This is a genomic window from Cobetia amphilecti (assembly GCF_032923285.1).
Classification (GTDB): Bacteria; Pseudomonadota; Gammaproteobacteria; order Pseudomonadales; family Halomonadaceae; genus Cobetia; species Cobetia amphilecti.
In genome coordinates this window covers 3,865,557-3,886,921 of sequence record NZ_CP136695.1, presented here as the reverse complement: position 1 = coordinate 3,886,921, position 21,365 = coordinate 3,865,557, and the positions used below count along the sequence as shown (strand labels likewise).

Here is a 21,365-nt window from a genome sequence, read left to right as displayed (position 1 = left end):
GTGGTGCGACTGGCTCAACAGCGGGTTCCACCGTTGAGCAGGACAGTCGGCGCGGCATGCGGCAGGCTGGCGTCATCGTGATGTCGCCATCGCCATCGCCATCGCCATCGCCATCGCCATCGCCATCGCCATCGCTATCGATGATGATGCCTGCCTGACAGGCATGGCGTGTTCCGTGGCCGCCGCACTGGACGCAACCCGTGGCCGCAACTCTTGATTACAACCCCTGGCCGCACCCCCTGACCCTCCCACAACGACAGCCCTGACATTGCTGTTCGCTGGCAAAGGAAGCTTTGATGAAACTGAAATGGTCGCTGTTACCTCGCTACTCCGTCTTCGGGCTCTGTGTCCTCGGCTTGCTGGTCTGCCTGGGGCTGTCGGAGCTGACGCCCTGGATATGGCCGCTGACGCTGCTGATGGCCTTTCTGGTCGCCGTCGGCATCTACGACATGCAGCAGCCGGATTACGCCGTGCGTCGCAACTATCCGGTGATCGGCAACATGCGCTACTTGTTCAAGGCGCTGCGTCCGGAAATGCGTCAGTACCTGTTCGAGTCGGACACCGATCAGCTGCCGTTTTCCCACAAGCAGCGCGAGCTGGTCTATGCGCGTGGCCGTCAGCACAATTCCTCCCAGCCTTTCGGCACCTTGCTCGATGTCTATTCCGACAGCTATGAGTTCATCGGTCACTCCATGCAGACCTCGAGCGTGCCGGACCCCAAGGGCTTTCGTCTCAACGTCGGCAACTCCCAGTGCTCGCATCCCTACAATGCCTCGCTGTTCAATATCTCGGCGATGAGCTTCGGCTCCTTGAGCGCCAATGCCATCCGCGCCCTGAACAAGGGCGCCAGGCTGGGCAACTTCGCCCATGACACCGGCGAAGGCAGCATCAGCCCCTATCACCGCGAATTCGAGGGCGATCTGATCTGGGAGCTGGGCAGTGGCTACTTCGGCTGCCGCGACGAGGAAGGGCGCTTCGATGGCGAGAAGTTCGCCCGCCAGGCGGCCAGCGAGCAGGTCAAGATGATCGAGATCAAGCTCAGCCAGGGTGCCAAACCCGGCCACGGGGGCGTCTTGCCAGCCAGCAAGATCAGCGAGGAGATCGCCGAGACGCGCGGGATTCCGATGGGCAAGGATTGCATCTCGCCGTCCAACCACGGTGAATTCTCCACACCGCTTGAGTTGTTGAGCTTCATCCAGCGCCTGCGCGAGCTGTCGGGTGGCAAGCCGGTGGGCTTCAAGCTGTGCCTCGGTCAGCCGTGGGAGTTCATGGCCATCGTCAAGGCGATGCTCGAGACCGGGATCGTGCCCGATTTCATCGTCGTCGATGGCAGTGAGGGCGGCACCGGCGCCGCACCGACCGAATTCACCGACCACCTCGGCACCCCGCTGCGTGAAGGGCTGCAGTTCGTCCACAACTCGCTGGTGGGCGCAGGGCTGCGTGATGAGGTGCGCATCGGGGTCAGCGGCAAGATCATCAGTGCCTTCGATATCGCCTGCGTGATGGCGCTGGGCGCGGACTGGGTCAATGCCGCACGCGGTTACATGTTCGCGCTGGGCTGCATCCAGTCACTGAGCTGTCACACCAACAAGTGCCCGACAGGCATCGCCACCCAGGATGATCTGCGCCAGAAATCGCTGGTCGTGGAAGACAAGGCCGATCAGGTGCGTCACTTCCATCACAACACCCTGCATGCGCTGGCCGAGATCCTGTCGGCGGCGGGCCTGCACACGCCCTGGCAGATCACCCCGGACCACCTGGTGCATCGTGTCTCCGAGAATGAGGTCAAGCTGTTCTCGCACCTGCATCCCTTCCTGACCAAGGGCGCGCTGCTGACGCAAGGGGATGACTATCCCTTCTATCGCCGTGTCTGGGCGATGGCCCAGGCCGAGAGCTTCCAGCCGCGATCACTGTCAGAGGTGTCGGGCGCCAAGCGCGAGTAGACAATCGTCACCTCTGCGACCAAACGACCGTTCAACAACCGGGCGCAGGCAGTCACACTGAGACGTAGCGAGTCATGCCCGCGGGCAGCTCGACGAACGCAGTGTGGTTGCCTGCGCCTTTTGGGTTTATCACTGGATGAGTGTCATCGCTCGGCACTGTCGTGAAATCGTTCGAGCGCGTGCTTGCTCGTTATCCGTCGCAGGGAGACCGCCATGTCTGACGCTACCCACCTCACGCCTGAACGTTATGTGACCCTCTCGATCAGTGAGCATGTCGCCGACGTGCGCCTCAATCGTCCTGACAAGCACAACGGCATCGACTGGAAGATGATCGATGCCCTGCTGGCGGTACAGCAGGAGTTGCATGCCCGCGCCCGGGAATCAGGCCTGCGCGCCATCGTGCTGTCGGGCGAGGGGCCCAGTTTCTGTGCGGGGCTGGATATCGCCGCCATCATGGGCGACGCCGCTCGCGTGCCGCAGTTGCTGGTCGCGGGGGCCAATGGCTGTGCGCCGCAGCGCAATACCGTGCAGCAGCTGGCGCTGGGCTGGCGAGATGTCGGGGTGCCGGTCATCGCCGCCTTGCATGGCAATGTCTTCGGTGGCGGCCTGCAGATCGCGCTGGGGGCGGACATCCGGCTGTGTGATCCTGATGCGCGCCTGGCGGTGCTCGAGATCGACTGGGGCATCATTCCGGACATGGGCATCAGCGTCACTGCGCGTGGCGTACGACCGGACTGGCTGCACGAGCTGACGTGGAGCGGGCGCAAGGTCGAGGCCAACGAGGCGCAGAGCGCCGGCCTGGTCACGCGCATCATCTCCAGCCCGCAGGAGGAGGCGTTGGCCCTGGCGCGCCAGATTGCCGGGCGCTCTCCCAGCGCCATCCGCGCCATCACGCGTCTCTATGACGAGGCCCTCGCTGCGCCGGAAGCCGAGGCGCTGGCGCTTGAGGCAGAGCTGCAGTCCTCGCTGCTGGGGCGCGCGGAGCAGACCGAGTGCATCAAGGCCAAGCTCGAGGGACGCGCGCCGCGCTTCTGATCCTGACGGGCCAAGACTGACGGGCTCAGGTTATCCACACCCACTTTGCCGCTGCAGTCGCTGATGCGGATAATGGGGGCATTGTCCCTTCCTGCGATTCGGCGGCCCCTTGATGTCAATGTTCCTGTCAGCCATCACGTCACTGTCAGCCCTCACGTCCCTGTCAGCCCTCACTTCCCTGGGCCTGCCTGCCGGCTGCGCTCCCACTCGTGTGTCTCGCTGGACGGCGCTGCATGTTTGAGCTGCGTCCGTATCAGCAGGAGGCCGTGCGGCGTACCGTCGAGCACTTTCGCCGCAGTGATGAGGCGGCGGTGATCGTGCTGCCCACCGGCAGCGGCAAGTCACTGGTGATCGCGGAGCTTGCGCGTATCGCGCGTGGCCGTGTGCTGGTGCTGGCGCATGTGCGCGAGCTGGTCGAGCAGAACCACGCCAAGTATGAATCCTATGGCAAGGACGCCGACATCTTCAGTGCCGGCCTCAAGCGCAAGCAGGCCTCGCGTCAGGTGGTGTTCGGCTCGGTGCAGTCAGTGGTGCGCAACCTCGATGCCTTCACGCCGGCTGAGCCGACGACTGATGCTCAGGCGGCGCCCTTCACGCTGCTGGTGATCGATGAGTGTCACCGGGTCTCGCTGGAGAAGGACGCCAGCTATCGCAAGGTCATCAATCATCTGCGCGAGCACAATCCGCGCCTCAAGGTGCTGGGGCTGACGGCGACGCCATATCGTCTCGGTCAGGGCTTCATCTTCCATCGTCACTATCACGGCATGGTGCGCGGGGATGACGACTGCTTCTTCCGTGATTGCGTCTTCGAGCAGCCACTGCGCCTGATGGTGCGGCAGGGCTTTCTGAGTGAGCCGCGGCGCGTCGATGTCGCAGTGGCGCGCTATGACTTCTCGCAGCTGGCACCCGGCATCGGTGGCAGCTTCCAGGAGGCGGAGCTCAACGAGGTGGTGCAGGGCTCGCGCGCGACGCCGGGCATCGTGCTGGATATCGTCGCCCAGGCACGCGAGCGGCGCGGTGTGATGGTGTTCTGTTCCACCGTCGAGCATGCCGAGGAAGTCACCGCACTCCTGCCTGACGGCGAGGCGGCGCTGATCACCGGCGAGACCCCCGGCGAGGAGCGCGAGCGGCTGATCAATGCCTTCAAGGCGCAGCAGCTCAAGTATCTGGTCAATGTCGCGGTGCTCACCACCGGCTTCGATGCGCCGCATGTCGACCTGATCGCCATCCTGCGGCCCACCGAATCCGTCAGTCTCTATCAGCAGATCGTCGGGCGCGGCCTGCGCCTGAGTCCCGGCAAGACGGACTGTCTGATTCTCGACTACGCCGGCAATCCCTGGGACCTCTACGCGCCGGAGGTAGCGACGCCGAAGCCGGCCGGCGACACCGAGATCGTCCAGGTCGAGTGCCCGGTATGCGGCAATGCCAATCTGTTCTGGGGACGCAAGGATGGTGAGCTGGTGGTCGAGCACTTCGGGCGCCGGTGTCAGGGGCTGGTCGAGTCGCCGGAGGGCGAGGGCAGGCCGCTGGTGCAGTGCGACTTCCGTTATCGCGCCAAGGCCTGCCCGCAGTGTGGCGAGGCCAATGACATCGCCGCACGCCATTGTCACGCCTGTCAGGCACGGCTGGTCGACCCGGATGACAAGCTGCGCGATGCGCTCAAGCTGCGTGACGCACGGGTGCTGCGCGTCAGCGGCTGGCAGCTGGAGGAGGCGCGCAACGGGCGCGGCCTGCCACGCTTGAAGGTGACCTATTACGACGAGGATGGCACCGATCTGTCCGAGTGGTTCGCGCTCGAGACCTCCGCCCAGCGTCACGCCTTCCGCTTGAGCTTCCTCGCGCGTCATCTGCGCGCGCCGGGCAGTGACTGGGCGCCGAAGGACATCGCCGAGGTGCTGGCGGGCGAGGAGCGTCTCAAGGCGCCGGACTTCGTCATCGGGCGCAAGAGCGGGCGTTACTGGCAGATCCGCGACAAGCTGTTCGACTACGCCGGGCGCTATCGCACCGGTATCGCCGCCGGCTGAGCGGCGCGCTGGCCGCTGCTTGATCCGGTCGCGTGGCGCATGTTGTCAGGGACACGACGTCGCGGGGATGCTGATCGGGGCCTCGGGTTGCTAGACTGGCGGCTTCATACGCCTCAGGGAGAACTCACAAGGTGAGTGCCACCGATACCTCGGCCAGGCTGGTGTCCGGCTTACGCCCCACCGGACACCTGCAACTCGGACACTATCAATCAGTGATCCGGCGCTGGACCGAGCTGCAATACCATCACGATGCCTATTTTCTGGTCGCCGACTGGAACGCGCTGGCGGTCAGCGGTCACGCGCCTCACGAGATCGAGCAATACAGCTGGGCGATGGTGATCGACTGTCTCGCCTGTGGGGTCAACCCCAAGGTCGCTACCCTGTTCATCCAGTCGTGGGTGCCGGAGCTGACCGACGTGCACATGATCCTGGCCAGCGTCACGCCCAAGGCCTGGCTGGAGCGTCTGCCCAGCTACCGCGAGATGGTCGCCGGGCTCGGTGAGCAGCAGGGCGCCAGTCTGGCCATGCTCGGTGCGCCCCTGATGCAGGCGGCCGACATTCTGGCGCTGCGGGGGCAGGTGGTGCCCGCCGGCCCCGAGCAGCGTGCGCATATCGAGTTCACCCGTGAGGTCGCCCGACGCTTCAATCATCGCTATGGCCGCGATGCCGGCTTCGAGGAGCAGGCCGAGCGCGCCATCGCGCGCCTGGGCAAGAAGAGCGGTCGCCTGTATCGCGAATGGTTGAGCGACTATCAGGAAGAGGGCGATCTCGAGGCCTTCGAGCGCGCGCGTGGCCTGCTGGCCGAGACCAGCAAGCTCAACCGCAACCAGCAGGAGCGCCTGCTCGGCTATCTGGAAGGTGGCGGGCGGCGCATCCTCGGCGAGCCGGAACACTGGCAGGGCGAGGTCGAGCCGCTGCTGGGCATGGAGCTCAAGACACACAAGGCCGCACGGGAAGACGCCATCTTCCTGCGCAGTGGGCGCGACGATATCGCGGCCTGCGTGCGCGAGATGCCCACCGACCCTGCGCGCGTGCGCCGCAAGGACCCCGGCGACCCGCAGCGCTGCCCGCTGTGGACGCTGCATGAAAGCTTCACGCCCGCCTCGGACCGCCAGTGGGCGGAGGAGGGCTGCCGTGATGCCAGCATCGGCTGCCTGGACTGCAAGGGCTGTCTGATCGAGCATGTCGACGCGGCGCTGACGCCGATTCGTGAGCGTGCCGAGGCGCTGGAAGGGGAGCATGGCAAGGTGCGCACCATGATGACAGAAGGCGCCGAGCGGGCCCGTGACACCGTGCGTGACACCCTGGATGAGCTGCGGCGCGTGATCGGCCTGACCTATCGCTAGAGGCGGGCGGCGCCGAGCGCGGCCCCGGCGTATCACCGGCGGCGTAAAGACTTGGGGGATGGGGCGCGAGCCGCTAGAATGCCCGTCCCCCAGACCCACCTTCACCCGCCTCCTGCAGGAGATGTCATGAGCGACCTGCTCGATGGCGCCAGTTTTGCCCTCACCGATGGGCATCAGCCCGCACCTCTCGTCACGCCCCCGGCGGCGGCGTCGACGGTGCTGGCGCGCGTCAACGACACCGCGCTCACCGAGATGCCGCAGGACCTGTACATCCCGCCGGAGGCGCTGCGTGTCTTTCTCGAGACCTTCGAGGGGCCGCTGGATCTGCTGCTCTACCTCATCCGTCGCCAGAACCTCGATATCCTCGCCATCAATGTCGCGGCCATCACCCATCAGTACATCGAGTATGTCGAGCTGATGCACGCCATGCAGATCGATCTGGCCGGTGAATACCTGCTGATGGCCGCGATGCTGGCGGAGATCAAGTCGCGCAGCCTGCTGCCGCGTCAGCCCAAGGCGAGTGATGACGACGAGGAAGAGGACCCGCGCGCCGAGCTGATTCGTCGCCTGCAGGAATACGAGCAGACCAAGCTGGCCGCCGAAGGGCTGGACGAGATGCCGCGTCAGGGCCGCGACTGGTTCGTGGCCACGGCAGACCTGCCCGAACTCGAGACGCGCGTGGTGCACCCTGATGTCGACCTGTCGGAATTGCTCGGCGCGTTGTCCGGCCTCCTGCGTCAGGCGGACCTCGTCCAGGCGCACACCATCTCGCGTGAAGTGATGTCGACCCGCGAGCGCATGCTGGCGATCATGAATCTGTTGACCCATGAGCACTTCACGCCCTTCGAGAAGCTGTTCACGCTCGAGGAAGGGCGTGCCGGGGTGGTGGTCAGTTTCATGGCGATTCTGGAGCTGGCCAAGGAGTCGATGATCGAGATCGTCCAGAACGCCCCCCTGTCACCGATTCACGTGCGCGCCCGCACGCCGGAACCGGACCCCGAGGATGACGAGGACTGGCTGGCGCTGGAATTCGCCGACGAAGACGAGGTGGCGGCCGATCAGGGGGCGTTCGATGACGCAGCGTCCGATGATGCGCAGACGTCACCTTCCTTACCCCCATCCGACGAGCAGGAGAACGCGGCGTCATGAGTTTGCGCGATGTCCCGCTGGACCAGATCATCGAAGCGGCCCTGCTGGCCGCCGGCGAGCCGCTGACGCTAGAGCGCCTGGCCGGTCTGTTCGATGAGTATTCAAGCCCGACCAGGCCTGCGCTGCGCGAGGCGTTGGGCAAGCTGGAAGCGCGTCACCCGGCCGACAAGAGCGCGCTGGAGCTGATCGAGACCGCCAGTGGCTGGCGGCTGCGCGTTCGCCAGCAGTATTCCCCCTGGGTATCGCGGCTGTGGGAAGAGCGCCCGCAACGTTATTCACGCGCCTTGCTGGAGACCCTGGCGCTGGTGGCCTATCGTCAACCGGTGACCCGCGGCGATATCGAGCAGGTGCGTGGCGTGACGGTCAGCTCCTCGATCATGCGTACCCTGGTCGAGCGCGGCTGGGTGAGAGTGGTCGGTCACCGTGATGTGCCGGGGCGTCCGGCGGTATTCGCCACCACGCGTCAGTTCCTCGATGACTTCGGGCTCAAGACGCTGGAAGAGCTGCCGCCGGTGCATGAACTGAAAGGCTTCGAAGGACTCGAACAGCTCGAGGCAGACCTGTATGATGTGCCGCCCTCTCAGACCTTGCCATTGCCGGATGACCCGGACGGCGAGGCGGAGGAGGCACCGGCAGACGGCGCTGATGCGGGGGCTGATCCAGAGCATGAGACAGCGCCTGAGTCAGCACCTGACGCAGAGACTGGGGGAAAGACTGAGTCAGGCGCTGAGACAGGGCTTGAGTCAGATCTTGAGACCGACACCGGCACCGGCACCCCGGTGCCCGACGACTGGCAACCGCCGGACGTCACCGCCGAGCAGCTGGAAGAGGCGCTGAAGATGCGCGCACTCGACACCTCCGGCGCCTCGGCTGACACACCGAACACAGCAGCACCCTCCGCCTCACAGGCGGAAAATGACCACGCCGGGATGGCGTCCACCGGCTCGGGGTTCGACTTCGCCACACTCGAAGCGCGCCTCAGCCAACGTTTGCGCGGTGCAGACGAGGATGACGACGCTGCCGATGCGCAGCCGCACGACTCCTCCGCTGCCGGGACCGTCGATGATGACGACCCTGCGTAGGCGAAACTCCTATAGATGAAATGGTTCATGTCATGAGCAAGACAGACTCTGATAAGCGCAAGACCTCTCGCCCCGGCAGCAGCCAGGCAGGCAACAAGCAGGCTGGCGGCAAGCACGCCGGTGGCAAGGCCGTGACCGGCAAGGCCTTCGCGGACAAGAATGTCGCGGACAAAAGCGCGGCGGATGCTGCCGACAAGCGTGGCGAGCAGGCCCGCCCGACCCGTGATACCGGCAAGTCCACGCGTGGCAGCAAGGCCAATGTCGGCAAGAAGTCGGCCGCCGCCGACGCGCCGGAACTGCGTCCGCTGCCGCCGCAGGCCAAGGGCGACAAGCTGGTCGAGGACGAGAAACTGCAGAAGGTGCTGGCGCGCTCCGGTCTCGGCTCCCGCCGTGAGATGGAAGTCGCCATCAGCGCCGGTCGCGTCAAGGTCAACGGCAAGGTCGCCCAGCTGGGCGATCGCGTCGGCCCGCGTGACCAGGTCAGCCTCGACGATCGCCCGCAGAGCCTGAAGGGCGCGGAAGAGACGGCGCGTCGCGTCATCATGTACAACAAGCCGGAAGGCGAGCTGTGCACGCGCAAGGACCCGGAAGGCCGCCGCACCGTCTTCGAGCGTCTGCCGCGTCTGAAGGGCGAGCGCTGGATCGCGATCGGTCGTCTCGACATCAACACCAGCGGTCTGTTGCTGTTCACCACCGATGGTGAGCTGGCCAATCGTCTGATGCACCCGTCGACCCAGATCGAGCGTGAGTACGCCGTGCGTGTCATGGGTGAGGTCAAGCGCGAGCACGTCGTCAACATGGTCAATGGCGTGATGCTCGAAGATGGCCCGGCACGTTTCACCGATGTGCAGGAATTCGGTGGCGAAGGCATCAACAGCTGGTTCCACGTCGTGATCATGGAAGGCCGCAACCGTGAGGTTCGCCGTCTGTGGGATTCCCAGGGCCTGACCGTCAGCCGCCTGAAGCGCGTGCGCTACGGCAACATCTTCCTCGACAAGCGCGCTCGCGCCGGTGAGTGGGTGGAGATGGAGCAGAGCGAGATCGATGAACTGTCCACGCTGGCAGGTCTCGAGCATCGCAAGGCGCCGGCCCTGACGCCGGACGAGCAGAATCGCTGGAGCCGCGACAAGCAGAAGCGTCGTCCGGTGCGCGCCATGAAGAAGCCGCCGCAGCGTACGCGCAAGCCGCGCTGATGGCGCAGTCGGTGAGGGCGGCAACATGCCGTCATTCACTGACATGGCATAAGCTCGTGGACATGCCACAAGCTCGTGCGACCTAAGTGGTAACCCGCAAGCCCGCGCCCATCGCGGGCTTGCGTGTCTTTGTCACAGGGGCTGGCGCAGGCGCTGGCCACGCGCTGGCGCGGGCGTTTCGCGAGGTGCCAGCGGACAAGCTGGTCATTTGCTTGAAGTTTTTTTGCAAAAGGCTTGCGTCGAAACGGGATCGGCGGTATCTTACGTCCCGCTTCGCAAGGGTCGTTAGCTCAGTGGTAGAGCAGTTGGCTTTTAACCAATTGGTCGAAGGTTCGAATCCCTCACGACCCACCATTCTCTGGAATGGTCTCTTGCAAAGCACCCGGCGGCGGGTCGTTAGCTCAGTGGTAGAGCAGTTGGCTTTTAACCAATTGGTCGAAGGTTCGAATCCCTCACGACCCACCATCCGCCACCCAGTTTTGGGTCGTTAGCTCAGTGGTAGAGCAGTTGGCTTTTAACCAATTGGTCGAAGGTTCGAATCCCTCACGACCCACCAGATCTTGCCCCGTGCCTTCATTGGCGCGGGGCAATTTTTGTTACGCGAAAGGAAAGAGTCCGTTGCCCCCAAGTCGACTGGAGCCGCGATCGCGCCAGGCGTATCCTTGTGGGCGAGCCAAGGCTCATGTCCGCCCAGTGCGGACGACGCTGCGGGCGATAGACGCCCAAGGCACACGCCGCAGTCTGGGGAGCCCAGCTGCAGCGCTGGCAGGGCCGCCACGGGCCGTTCGTGTCCGGGCCGAGTCCTGACCCACTCAGCACAGGGGGAGCCCCTGTGGGCTAGGTGAGAGACACATGAACAGCCTGACTAATGCCATGCCGGGTCGTGAGGCCCACAATGCCGTCCGTGAGCAGGTGCGCGAGCATCTGGCCCGCGCTTACTGCCCGACACGCCCCGCCGCCGAAGATGCCGCGCTGATCGACGAGATCAAGCAGCTGCTCATCGAGCGTGATGCCGCACTGGTCGCGCATTACTACTGTGACGACGCCATCCAGCAGCTGGCCGAGGAAACCGGCGGCTGCGTGGCCGACTCGCTCGAGATGGCACGCTTCGGCGCCCGCCATGACGCCTCGACACTGATCGTCGCCGGCGTGCGCTTCATGGGCGAGACCTCCAAGATCCTGTCGCCGGAGAAGCGCGTACTGATGCCGACGCTGGAGGCGACCTGCTCGCTGGACCTCGGCTGCCCGGAAGACGAGTTCGCGGCCTTCTGTGATGCTCATCCCGACCGCACCGTGGTGGTGTACGCCAATACCTCGGCGGCCGTGAAGGCGCGTGCCGACTGGGTGGTGACCTCCTCGATCGCCGTCGATGTCATCGAGCACCTGCATGCCCGGGGCGAGAAGCTGATCTGGGCGCCGGACAAGCATCTGGGCGCTTACGTGCAGAAGCAGACCGGTGCCGACATGCTGCTGTGGGACGGCGCCTGTATCGTCCACGACGAGTTCCGCGCCCAGGGCATCAGTGACCTGCTCAAGGTCTACCCGGACGCCGCGGTGCTGGTGCACCCGGAATCATCGCAGTCGGTGGTCGAGCTGGCCGATGTGGTCGGTTCCACCTCGCAGCTGATCAAGGCCGCCGTCGAGCTCGACAATCAGCAGCTGATCGTCGCGACCGATCGTGGCATCTTCTTCAAGATGCAGCAGGCTGCGCCGCACAAGCAGCTGTACGAGGCGCCGACCGCCGGCAATGGCGCGACCTGCAAGAGCTGTGCGCACTGCCCGTGGATGGCGATGAACGGCCTGGAGAATCTGGCCGCCGTGCTGCGTCGCGATCCATCGGAAGCCAATGCCGAGGAAGTCTTCGTCGATGATGACCTGCGTGAGCGCGCCCTGAAGCCGTTGACGCGGATGCTGGAATTCAATCGCGGCTGAGCGCTGACGCTGATCGCCACCAATTGATGTCTGCATGAACCAGAACCGCCGCTCCCGATTTCCCGGGGCGGCGGTTTTTGTTTGCCTGGTGAAGCGAGCGGGGGCTGCCTCAGAACTCCTCGATGGCGTTGCGATAGCGCTTGAAGTCCTCCCGGCGTGAACTGATACGGTTGGCCATGCTGAAGTCGCCGTTCTTGCGCGCGGCCTCGTCGGCCAGCTTGAGCTGCGCGAAGGCCTTGTCCATGCGGCCCTCCAGCTGGTCGAATTCGGCGCGATACAGGAAGGCCTCGGCGGTGTGGCCACTGCGCCCACTGGCCTCGGAGGCCAGGCTCCAGACCTTGGGGTCATCGGGATGATCGCGACGCATGTCCTCCAGCTGCTGGCGCGCGGCGGCGGGGTCCTGTTGCAGCGCGACTTCCGCCATGGCCAGTCGGGTCGGCAGGTAGTCGGGTTGCAGGCGCAGCAGGCGTCTGGCGCGGCGGGTCGCCTCCTCATAACGCCGGGCATCCCGCGCGACCTCGACCGCACTGGCGCTGATCAGGGTCAGGTCAGGATGCTTGTCATGCAGGCGATCCAGCGCGGCCAGTGCCTTGTCGACCTGGTTGTGCTCCGCCGCGGCCAGCGCCTGATAGTAGGCAATCGCGTCGGGGTCGGGGTTGTCTTCGCGCAGTGTCGTCAGCCCCTGCTCGGGCTGGCGCAGGTTGAGCGCCAGCAAGGCGCGGGCACGGATCATCGCGTAGGCGAGCTGCGCGAGCGGGTCGGGTGTCACCTTCTGCATGGCGTCGGCACGCGCCTGGGTGTCGCCGATGCGCGCCTCGGTCACCGGGTGCGTGAGCAGAAATTCCGGTGCGTTGCCGCCCTGCAGGCTGGCCATGCGTTGCATGGCGCGGAACATGCGCGGCATGGCCTCGGGGTCGAAGCCGGCGCGTGACAGTGCATCGATGCCGACGCGGTCGGCCTCCTGCTCGAAGCGGCGCGAATAGGCCAGCTGGTCGGAAATGGCAGCGGCCTGGGTGCCGGCCATGGTCGCGATGCCCGCTGAACCGCCTCCGCCTGCCGCGATCACCATGCCGGCGAGGAAGCCGGCCAGTGTCGGCAGGCGTGTCTCGGCCTGGCGCTCCATGTTGCGCGCGAAGTGATGCTGGGAGAGGTGGCCCAGTTCGTGGGCGAGCACCGAGGCGAAGGCGTCGCGGTCCGGCGCGAAGGCGAACAGCCCCGTATTGACGCCGACCACGCCGCCGGGCACGGCGAAGGCGTTCAGCTGGCTGCTGGCGACCAGCGTGATGATGAAATTGCGCTCATCCAGCTCGCTCCACGGCGCCAGTCGACGCACGATGCTACCGATCCAGTCCAGAGTGATGGGATCATCCCATTCACGCACATGGGCGCGGAACTGACGCAGCCAGGCGCGACCGATACGATATTCATCGTTGCTGGAGATGCCGCCACTCGCACTCCCCAGGTCCGGCAGTCCATAGTCGTTGTGGGATGCGGCCGGCGCACTGGCGACCGGCGCGCCCATCAGCAACAGGCCGAGCAGGGCGCTCGACAGGGTGGCAAGCCCGCGGCGTCCGATGCGGACGCGTCCGCTCAAGGGGGGCAGCAACGACATGCAGGCAATCCTCTTCGATATGGCGCAAGGTGCGGTCGGCTCGCAGGATTGCCGGGCGCCGCACTGGCGTTGACGGCCCTGCGCGAGTCCGGGCAGGACGCAGCCGCGCAGGGCGGAAAGTTGCTTTGTCAGGCAAGGTGCCCTTAAATCGGGGCGTTTTCAAGCTGCACCCTCCATGGCGTGCGGCAGAACATCATAACGAGAACGGAAGGGCAGATGGCATTCGAACGACCTGGCGCTGAGACTGCGAATCCGATGGCTGACTCCACGGCCGATACCCACCTGCAGACGCTGGATGCGCGCGGCCTGCACTGTCCGTTGCCGCTGCTGCGCACCAAGCTCAAACTGGCTGGCATGAGTGCCGGCGAGCAACTCGAGGTCCTCGCCAGTGACGCCGGCGCCTGGGGCGACATCCCTGCCTATCTGGCGCTGAGCGATCACGCGCTGGTCTCGCGTGAAGAGACGCCAGAGGGCGATTATCGCTTCGTGATCAAGGCGCTGTGCGAGGAAGATCCGTCATGACCATGAAGACGTTGTTGCGTGGCTGGATCGAACGCTATTTCTCCGACGAAGAAGCGGTGGTGCTGTTTCTGGTGCTGGTGCTGGTGTTCGCCGCCGTCATTCTGCTCGGCAGCATGCTGGCGCCATTCTTCACCGCCCTGATCGTCGCCTTCCTGCTGCAGAGCGGCGTCAGCTGGATGGAGCGCCGTGGCCTGCCGCGCCTGGCGGCGGTCAGCCTGATGACGCTGGTGTTCATGGGCATCATGCTGGCCAGTGCGCTGATCCTGCTGCCGCTGGTCTGGCATCAGCTGGCCAATCTGATCCAGGAGATTCCCGGCATGTTCGCCTCCGGGCAGCGCTGGCTGGGCGAGTTGCAGGAGCGCTTCCCCGGCCTGATCACGCCGGAGCAGGTCCAGCAATGGGTCGGCGCCGCCGGGCGAGAGCTGACCCAGTTCGGGCAGCGCGCGGTATCGCTGTCGCTGGCGTCGCTGGGCAACCTGATGGGTGTGGTGATCTACCTGGTGCTGGTGCCGATCCTGGTGTTCTTCATGCTCAAGGACCGCGAGCGGCTGGTGGACTTCACGCTGGCGCTGCTGCCACGCAAGCGCCTGCTGATGAGCCGGGTCTGGAACGAGATGGATGACCAGATCGCCAACTTCGTGCGCGGCAAGGTGATCGAGATCGTCATCGTCGGCGGCGTCAGCTACGTCACCTTCGTCGCCTTCGGGCTGCCGTATTCGGCGCTGCTGGCGATCGTGGTCGGCTTCTCGGTGCTGATCCCCTACATCGGCGCGGCAGGGGCGACCTTGCCGGTCGCCGCCGTCGCCGGTTTCCATTACGGGCTGGGCGACACCTTCATGTACGTGATGATCGCCTACGGCATCATCCAGGCGCTCGATGGCAACGTGCTGGTGCCGCTGCTGTTCTCGGAGGCGGTCAATCTGCATCCGGTGGCGATCATCCTCGCGGTGCTGTTCTTCGGCGGCATCTGGGGCTTCTGGGGGGTGTTCTTCGCCATCCCGCTGGCGACCCTGATGAAGTCGCTGCTCTATGCCTGGCCGCGCCGGGCGCGCGCCGAGGAGAATCGGGTCGCGGACAAGAGCGCCTGATCGAAAAAGCCCCGCCAATCGGCGGGGCTTTTTCATGGTTGAGGCGGCTGGCGCACAGGCGCTCTCTGCCCAGCTGTTTCTCCACGAGCTGCTGTCACACGGACAGCTGCCACTCGAGCTGCTGCCATTCGAGACTAGCGGTCAGCGTTGAGCTCGCGGGCGGCTTCCAGCACTTCCTCGACATGGCCCTTGACCTTCACGCCACGCCATTCGCGCGCCAGATTGCCGTCGGCGTCGATCAGGAAGGTGGAGCGCACCACGCCGAGACTTTCCTTGCCCATGAATTTCTTCATGTGAATGACGTCAAAGATCTTGCACAGGGTCTCGTCCGGGTCGCTGATCAGCTCGAACGGGTAGCCCTGTTTCGCGCGGAAGTTCTCGTGGGTGCGCAGGCTGTCGCGGGAAACGCCGAGAATCACGGTGTTGGCCGCTTCGAATTCCTCGAGGTTGTCGCGGAAGTCACCGCCTTCGGTGGTGCAGCCCGGCGTGTGGTCCTTCGGGTAGAAATAGATGACGGCTTGCTTGCCCTTGAGGCTGGCCGGAGTGACTTCGGTGTCACTGGTGGCCTGGGCGGTAAAGTCGGGAATTGGCTGACCGAGGCTGACGCTCATCGTGCTCTCCTGGCGATGACTGACGGCCATGTGGCGGCTGACAGTGCTGAATGATGAAAAAAACCGGCAGTGATGGGCATCGCGCTTGCCCGCTTCTGCGGTGTGTCCTGCATTACACGCAGGGCGTCCTGACTTGTCAAAGACAGGGCAGAACTCTTGTGTTTCACCGTCTTGGCGACCGGCGCCATCGCGCCCATCCGCCGTGCATCTGCCCCACGGACAGGCGAGGGAATCCACCGCTTTGCACAACCGGTGCAGATGGCGTCTGTACAGGCTTCGATGGTCTTTGTAACATCATCACCCTTGACGCGACTCGCGTGTCGGCGTGCCCACGCAATCAGAGTCCCGCGTCAACCAATTTATGTCAGATGTCTGTCCCCGAGATCCGTTGTTTCAACAGCGCAGGGACACGCCTGGCGCATCAGGCACCAGAGGAGAATTCGAGGGATGATCACAGGTAGCATTGTCGCACTGGCGACCCCGATGAAGGCCACCGGCGAGATCGACTGGGACGCCCTGCGCCAGCTGGTCGCCTTCCACCTCGAAAATGGCACCGATGCCATCGTCGCCGCCGGCACTACCGGCGAGCCGACCACCATGTCCTTCGCGGAGCACTTCGATGTCATCCGCTGTGTGGTCGAGACGGTCGCCGGCAAGATTCCGGTCATCGCCGGTACGGGTGCCAACGCCACCTCCGAAGCGGTCGAACTGGCTCGCTACGCCAAGGAAGTCGGTGCGGATTACTGCCTCTCCGTGGCGCCGTACTACAACAAGCCGACCCAGGAAGGGCTCTACCAGCACTTCAAGGCCGTCGCCGAGCAAGCCGGTATTCCGGTCATTCTCTACAACGTGCCGGGTCGTACCTGCTCCGATATCTACAACGAGACGGTCTTCCGTCTCGCCGAGCTCGACAACATCGTCGGCCTCAAGGATGCCACCGGCAACCTGGAGCGCGGTCAGGAACTGATCGACCGCCTCAAGGGCACTGACTTCGCGCTCTACTCCGGCGATGACCCCACGGCCTGCGACTTCATCCTGATGGGCGGCCACGGCGATATCTCCGTGACGGCCAACGTCGCGCCGCGCCTGATGCACGAGATGTGTGAAGCCGCCGTGGCCGGCGATGCCGAGCGCGCTCACCAGATCAACACGCGCCTGATGCCGCTGCACTCCGCGATGGGCGTCGAGTCCAACCCGATCCCGGTCAAGTTCGCTATGCACCGCATGGGCCTGTCGCCGGAATCCGGCGTGCGTCTGCCGCTGACCTGGCTGTCCGAGCAGTATCACTCCACGGTCGAGGAAGCACTGCAACTGGCCGAGGTGCTCAACTGATGAGTCAGCGTTTCGTGCCACTGGCCCTGCTGACGGCGCTCGCGGTCGCAGGCTGTTCCAGTGATGGCTACTACTACGATCGCAACAGCGAGTATGCCGATGCCAGCATCGCGCCGCCGCTGGAGCTGCCGGACACGATCAATCGTGGTGATTACCAGGATTCCATGCCAGTGCCGCAGGCCAGCAGTGACTTCCTGGCCAGCGACGACTTCGAGGCACCGCGTCCCCAGCCGCTGGCGACCAGCGAGCAGGGCGGGCGTGAGTTCGTCGCCATGCGTCAGAGCGGCGATGCCCGCTGGCTGGCCGTGAACGCCGCGCCGGCAGCGGTGTGGACGCGTCTGCAGTCCTTCGTGCGCGATCAGGGCCTTGATGTGCAGAGCATCGATGCCGGCAAGGGCGAGATCACCACGGCCCAGGGCATCATCAGCGTCAGCCAGGGGCTGCGTGCCGATGCCTCCGAAGTGCGTTGTCAGCAGGGCGGCGATGTCGCCGGCAGCTGCCTGAACGCGCTGAGCGGCTATCTGGCCGCGTCTTCCGCCGATAGTGGTGTCTCGCTGGCGGCCCAGTCGCTCAGCCGTGATGACCGCGTGCGCCTGGAAGGCCGCGATGGCACCTGGCAGGTCGATCTGGCGCTGGACACCGAGCGCAGCTGGGCCGAGCTGCTCTATCAGCTGCAGAAGAACTTCAACACCGACTACCAGACGCTGACCGATCAGGACCGCTCGCGTGGCGAGTTCATGGTCGATTACATCCCGCGTGAAGAGCGTGATGGCGGCTGGTTGGGTATCGGTGGCGATGGTGATCCGGTACCGATGGTACTCAAGCTGCGCGCCGAGAATGACCACACCCTGGTCACGGCGACCCGTGCCGATGGTGAAGAGACCACGCCGGCACTGGCGCGTGAGCTGCTCGACGCCGTGGCGTCGACACTGCGCTGAGCATGTGGCTCGACACGCCTTGCGCCGCCTCATCTGACGACTCGTCGGGTGAGGCGGCTGCGTCGTTTCAGATCCCCCTCCCGGTGGCAGGCAGTGGGGCGCTGGCGGCTGGCCTGACGGCCGCCCGTGGGCCGAGTGACGGCGCCCAGGGCGTGATGGCGATGGCGTCGCTGGGCAGCGGCAGCAAGGGCAACGGCACGCTGATCCGCACTCGCGAGGCACTGGTGCTGGTCGATTGCGGCTTCACCCTCAAGGAGACCGAGGCCCGCCTGGCGCGCCTCGGGGTGCATCCCTCGCAGCTGGACGCCGTGCTGGTCACGCATGAACATGGTGATCACCTGAGCGGCGTGGGGCCGCTGGCGCGTCGTCATGGTGTGCCGGTGCATCTGACCACCGGCACCTGGCTTGCCGGGCGTGCCAAGAAGCTCGGTGCGCTGCCGAGTCGGCATCTGATCACGCCGCAGCAGGAATTCGCGATCAAGGATCTCGAGATTCTGCCGGTCACGGTGCCCCATGATGCGCGTGAGCCGGTGCAGTTCGTCTTCAACCGGCGCGGTGAGACGGCCACGCGTCGCCTCGGCGTGCTGACCGATCTCGGCCACGTCAGTGAGCATGTGCTGCAGTGCTTTGCCGATTGCGATGCGCTGGTGATGGAGTTCAACCACGATCCGCAGATGCTGGCCAGCGGGCCGTATCCGCCCAGCCTCAAGCGGCGGGTCGGGGGGCGGCTCGGTCACCTGGCCAATGCCCAGGCGTGTGCCGCCTTGCCCTATCTGGGGCTGGCGCGCCTGCAGCGGCTGGTGGCCTCGCACCTGTCGGAGAGCAACAACCATCCGTCATTGGCCCGGGAGGCACTGGCCCCCTGGCTTGCGGATGACGATAGTCGCCTGATCATCGCCGCGCAGGACAGCGGCTTTGGCTGGCAGGCCATCGCCTGATATTCATGACGCCCGGTCGCTTCGCGATCGGGCGTTTGTGATTCTGGATGAGCTGACCAGATGGACAGCTCTCGAATCACGCCATACACCAACGCCACAGTCCTTCTCGACTGGGCGTGACAGATTCAAGCGTGATCGATTCATCGTCGACCGCCTCAACACTCGACGCGTCTAGCGTCATCAGGGGGAATCTCATGGAAAAGCGTGAAGAGCTCTACGCTGGCAAGGCCAAATCCGTCTTCGTCACTGACGACCCGGATCTTCTGCTGCTGGAATTCCGCGACGATACCAGCGCCTTCGACGGCAAGCGTATCGAGCAGCTGGATCGCAAGGGCATGGTCAACAACAAGTTCAATGCCTTCATCATGGAGAAACTCAAGGCGGCCGGTATCCCGACCCACTTCGAGCGTCTGGTCAGCGACAACGAATGTCTGGTCAAGCGTCTCGACATGATGGCGGTGGAGTGCGTGGTGCGTAACATCTCCGCCGGTTCACTGGTGCGTCGTCTGGGGGTCGAGGAAGGCATCGAGCTCAATCCGCCGACCTTCGAGCTGTTCCTCAAGAACGACGAGAAGGGCGACCCGATGATCAACGAGTCGCTGGTCGAGACCTTCGGCTGGGCAGAGCCCAAGCACCTGGCACGCGCCAAGGAACTGACCTTCCAGGTCAATGACATCCTCAAGCAGCTGTTCCTCGACGGCGGCATCCTGCTGGTCGACTACAAGCTCGAGTTCGGCGTCTTCAAGGGTGAAGTCGTGCTGGGTGACGAATTCTCGCCGGACGGCTGCCGTCTGTGGGATGCCGAGACGCGCGAGAAGCTCGACAAGGACCGCTTCCGTCAGGGCCTGGGCGGCGTGATCGAAGCCTACGAGGAAGTCGGTCGCCGTATCGGTATCGATTTCTCGGCCTGAGCCTGAATCTGGGTCTAAGTCTGAGGTGATGCACTGACGCTCTGACGTCACAGACAGCGCATCAAGGAACGGCCCCCTGCCAATGGCAGGGGGCCGTTCTTGTTTGGCAGGCGCCAAGTGTCTGGCCGGGAATGTAGCTGTGAGGAAAGAGGCGTGGCGTTTCAGGAGGCGCGCAGGCTGGCCAGGTCGATCACCTGGCGGGCGACAGCCGCGAGGGCGTGGTCCTGGCCTTCGTCATCCAGGCTGCCATCCTCGTGGAAGGCGCTGGCGGCACGCGAGACCGCGATCTGCTGGGGCGCGACCAGCATGCCGAGGTTGTTCAGGTACAGGCGCACGAAGGGCAGCGCCCGCATGCCGCCCATGGCACCGGGTGAGGCCGAGACGATGCCGACCGGCATGCCGCGCAGGGCGTCCATGCCGCTCTGGCCATCCGCCGCCGGGCGTGACAGCCAGTCGAAGGTGTTCTTGAGCAGCGGGCTGAAGAAGCCGTTGTATTCCGGCGTCGCCAGCAGCAGCCCCTGATGGCTGGCCAGCATCTCCTGCAGGCGGTCGGCGCTGGCGGGACGGCCATTGGCCTCTTCGCTGTCGCCATCGTAGAGCGGCATCGGGAAGTCGTTGAGATCGAGCAGACTGACCTCGGCACCTTCCTGCCGGGCGTGGTGCGCCAGGCGCTCGATCAGGCGTCGATTGACGGAGGCCTTGCGGGTACTGGCGGCAAAGGCAAGCAGACGGATACTCATGCGGCGGACTCCCGGTGAAACGAGTGGAGATGAAGGAACGCACGCCAAGTATGGTCAGGTCTCGTGACGGTTTGCCAATTCAATCTGGCATTGTCTTGATCTGGCGCGCGCAATCCTTCGATCCGCTTCATGCAAGGCGTTGACCCCTACTGGACAAGGCGCTGCCCTGACTCGCGCAGGGGCTTGATCAGACGGCCACGATGGCCGCGACCTCCATCGTCAAGGAGCCATCGGGTTGTGTGCGGGCCGTGAAGCGCACATCCACGTCCACCAGCCGTACGCCATACTGGCGCTTGCCATCGGCGGGCCTGGCGGCGTGATAGGCGGGGCGCGGGTCCTGGGCGAGCACTTCCTCGATCAGCGCGCGCAGCGTGGCGCTGTCGGCCCGGGCCGCCAGTGTCTGCTCGGCCGGTGCGCTGAAGACGACGGCGTGGCGCGGCGGTGGCGCAGGCGCATAGCCGGCACGCGCCTCGGGCACCGCATCGACCCACGGCAGATACGGCTTGATGTCCATTACAGGTGTGCCATCGAGCAGGTCATGACCGCGCAGCAGCAGGCGCACGCCGTTGCGCTTGCCCGACTGCTTGCCATCCGGCGTGGCGTTGGCCGCCGTCTCGACGCCTGCCAGTTCGACCACCGACTGCCCCAGCCGGTTGGGACGATGGGTGCTGCGCGAGGCGAAGACGCCGGTGCGCGCGTTGCCTCCCAGGCGCGGCGGGCGGATCAAGGGCATCCAACGTGTGGGGCTGGCGTGGAACAGGAAGTGGATCCACAGATGGCTGAAGCCCTCGATGTCGCGCACGCAGTCCGGGTCATCGAAGGGTGGCAGCAGGTGCAGGATGGCGGTGGCGTGGCGCGCCAGCCCCGGCTGGCGGGGAATGCCGAACTTGTCCGGGTAGCAGCTTTCGATGATGCCCACCGGCTGCATGGCCTGTTGGCCCAGCGCCGCGGCCTGCTCACGCAGATGAG

The 21,365-nt window shown here is 65.1% G+C and carries 18 protein-coding genes and 3 tRNA genes; 17 read left to right on the top strand and 4 right to left on the bottom strand.

All coding sequences use genetic code 11. From position 1 onward, the window contains the following. The first annotated feature begins 296 nt into the window (after positions 1-296). The 11 genes from R1T44_RS16455 (at position 297) to nadA (ending at position 11,704) form a co-directional block, all read left to right on the top strand. A complete protein-coding gene (locus R1T44_RS16455; protein ID WP_284727266.1) occupies positions 297-1,943 on the top strand; it encodes an FMN-binding glutamate synthase family protein in 1,647 nt (548 codons plus the stop codon). A 213-nt stretch (positions 1,944-2,156) separates the two neighbouring features. Beyond that, complete coding sequence (locus tag R1T44_RS16450) at positions 2,157-2,978, top strand: crotonase/enoyl-CoA hydratase family protein (protein ID WP_131432728.1); 822 nt, start codon at positions 2,157-2,159, stop codon at positions 2,976-2,978. A gap of 233 nt (positions 2,979-3,211) precedes the next feature. Continuing rightward, entirely contained in the window at positions 3,212-5,002 is a 1,791-nt protein-coding gene (locus tag R1T44_RS16445; protein WP_284727265.1) for a DEAD/DEAH box helicase, read from the top strand. A 131-nt stretch (positions 5,003-5,133) separates the two neighbouring features. Further along, positions 5,134-6,348 (top strand): nucleotidyl transferase family protein, encoded by a 1,215-nt coding sequence (locus R1T44_RS16440; protein WP_043336371.1) that lies wholly within the window; start codon positions 5,134-5,136, stop codon positions 6,346-6,348. 126 nt (positions 6,349-6,474) lie between these two features. Next, positions 6,475-7,497: a segregation and condensation protein A gene (locus tag R1T44_RS16435; protein ID WP_284727264.1), complete on the top strand. Its 1,023-nt coding sequence runs from the start codon at positions 6,475-6,477 to the stop codon at positions 7,495-7,497. Further along, positions 7,494-8,579, top strand: a complete 1,086-nt coding sequence (scpB, locus tag R1T44_RS16430; RefSeq protein ID WP_317292301.1) for an SMC-Scp complex subunit ScpB — start codon at positions 7,494-7,496, stop codon at positions 8,577-8,579. The genes R1T44_RS16435 and scpB overlap by 4 nt, the downstream gene beginning before the upstream one ends. Before the next feature lie 332 nt (positions 8,580-8,911). Further along, positions 8,912-9,772 (top strand): 23S rRNA pseudouridine(2605) synthase RluB, encoded by an 861-nt coding sequence (gene rluB, locus R1T44_RS16425; protein ID WP_043336411.1) that lies wholly within the window; start codon positions 8,912-8,914, stop codon positions 9,770-9,772. A 279-nt stretch (positions 9,773-10,051) separates the two neighbouring features. Further along, a tRNA-Lys gene (locus R1T44_RS16420) sits at positions 10,052-10,126 on the top strand. Between the two features lie 36 nt (positions 10,127-10,162). After that, positions 10,163-10,237: transfer RNA gene (locus R1T44_RS16415), tRNA-Lys, on the top strand. A gap of 16 nt (positions 10,238-10,253) precedes the next feature. After that, a tRNA-Lys gene (locus R1T44_RS16410) sits at positions 10,254-10,328 on the top strand. Between the two features lie 317 nt (positions 10,329-10,645). After that, complete coding sequence (gene nadA / locus R1T44_RS16405; RefSeq protein WP_248380794.1) at positions 10,646-11,704, top strand: quinolinate synthase NadA; 1,059 nt, start codon at positions 10,646-10,648, stop codon at positions 11,702-11,704. 109 nt (positions 11,705-11,813) lie between these two features. On the opposite strand, the gene R1T44_RS16400 is transcribed toward nadA, so the two are convergent. Further along, the gene (locus tag R1T44_RS16400; protein ID WP_284727263.1) at positions 11,814-13,316 is read right to left on the bottom strand and encodes a M48 family metalloprotease; all 1,503 of its coding nucleotides are present in this window, start codon (positions 13,314-13,316) and stop codon (positions 11,814-11,816) included. 255 nt (positions 13,317-13,571) lie between these two features. On the opposite strand from R1T44_RS16400, the gene R1T44_RS16395 reads away from it, so the two are divergent. Both R1T44_RS16395 and R1T44_RS16390 read left to right on the top strand, forming a co-directional pair. After that, positions 13,572-13,838 (top strand): sulfurtransferase TusA family protein, encoded by a 267-nt coding sequence (locus tag R1T44_RS16395; protein WP_043336423.1) that lies wholly within the window; start codon positions 13,572-13,574, stop codon positions 13,836-13,838. Then, positions 13,835-14,926: an AI-2E family transporter gene (locus tag R1T44_RS16390; protein ID WP_043336373.1), complete on the top strand. Its 1,092-nt coding sequence runs from the start codon at positions 13,835-13,837 to the stop codon at positions 14,924-14,926. The genes R1T44_RS16395 and R1T44_RS16390 overlap by 4 nt, the downstream gene beginning before the upstream one ends. A gap of 134 nt (positions 14,927-15,060) precedes the next feature. Here the strand turns inward: R1T44_RS16390 and R1T44_RS16385 are convergent, their stop codons facing one another. After that, a complete protein-coding gene (locus R1T44_RS16385) occupies positions 15,061-15,537 on the bottom strand; it encodes a peroxiredoxin (RefSeq protein WP_054556838.1) in 477 nt (158 codons plus the stop codon). 447 nt (positions 15,538-15,984) lie between these two features. On the opposite strand from R1T44_RS16385, the gene dapA reads away from it, so the two are divergent. The 4 genes from dapA to purC all read left to right on the top strand — a co-directional run bounded on the left by dapA (position 15,985) and on the right by purC (position 19,656). Next, positions 15,985-16,869 (top strand): 4-hydroxy-tetrahydrodipicolinate synthase, encoded by an 885-nt coding sequence (gene dapA, locus R1T44_RS16380; RefSeq protein WP_043336386.1) that lies wholly within the window; start codon positions 15,985-15,987, stop codon positions 16,867-16,869. Continuing rightward, on the top strand, positions 16,869-17,807 hold the full coding sequence (locus R1T44_RS16375; RefSeq protein ID WP_054556839.1) for a hypothetical protein: 939 nt from the start codon (positions 16,869-16,871) through the stop codon (positions 17,805-17,807). Before dapA ends, R1T44_RS16375 begins: the two co-directional genes overlap by 1 nt. A gap of 155 nt (positions 17,808-17,962) precedes the next feature. Continuing rightward, positions 17,963-18,745 (top strand): MBL fold metallo-hydrolase, encoded by a 783-nt coding sequence (locus R1T44_RS16370; protein WP_043333823.1) that lies wholly within the window; start codon positions 17,963-17,965, stop codon positions 18,743-18,745. A 194-nt stretch (positions 18,746-18,939) separates the two neighbouring features. Continuing rightward, positions 18,940-19,656, top strand: coding sequence for a phosphoribosylaminoimidazolesuccinocarboxamide synthase (purC, locus tag R1T44_RS16365; protein ID WP_043333774.1), 717 nt, complete (start codon positions 18,940-18,942; stop codon positions 19,654-19,656). 161 nt (positions 19,657-19,817) lie between these two features. Here purC and R1T44_RS16360 read toward each other — a convergent pair whose 3' ends face one another. Next, positions 19,818-20,396 (bottom strand): NADPH-dependent FMN reductase, encoded by a 579-nt coding sequence (locus tag R1T44_RS16360; protein ID WP_043333775.1) that lies wholly within the window; start codon positions 20,394-20,396, stop codon positions 19,818-19,820. Positions 20,397-20,583: 187 nt separating this feature from the next. After that, on the bottom strand, positions 20,584-21,324 hold the full coding sequence (tsaA, locus tag R1T44_RS16355) for a tRNA (N6-threonylcarbamoyladenosine(37)-N6)-methyltransferase TrmO (RefSeq protein WP_284727272.1): 741 nt from the start codon (positions 21,322-21,324) through the stop codon (positions 20,584-20,586). Between the last annotated feature and the right edge of the window lie 41 nt (positions 21,325-21,365).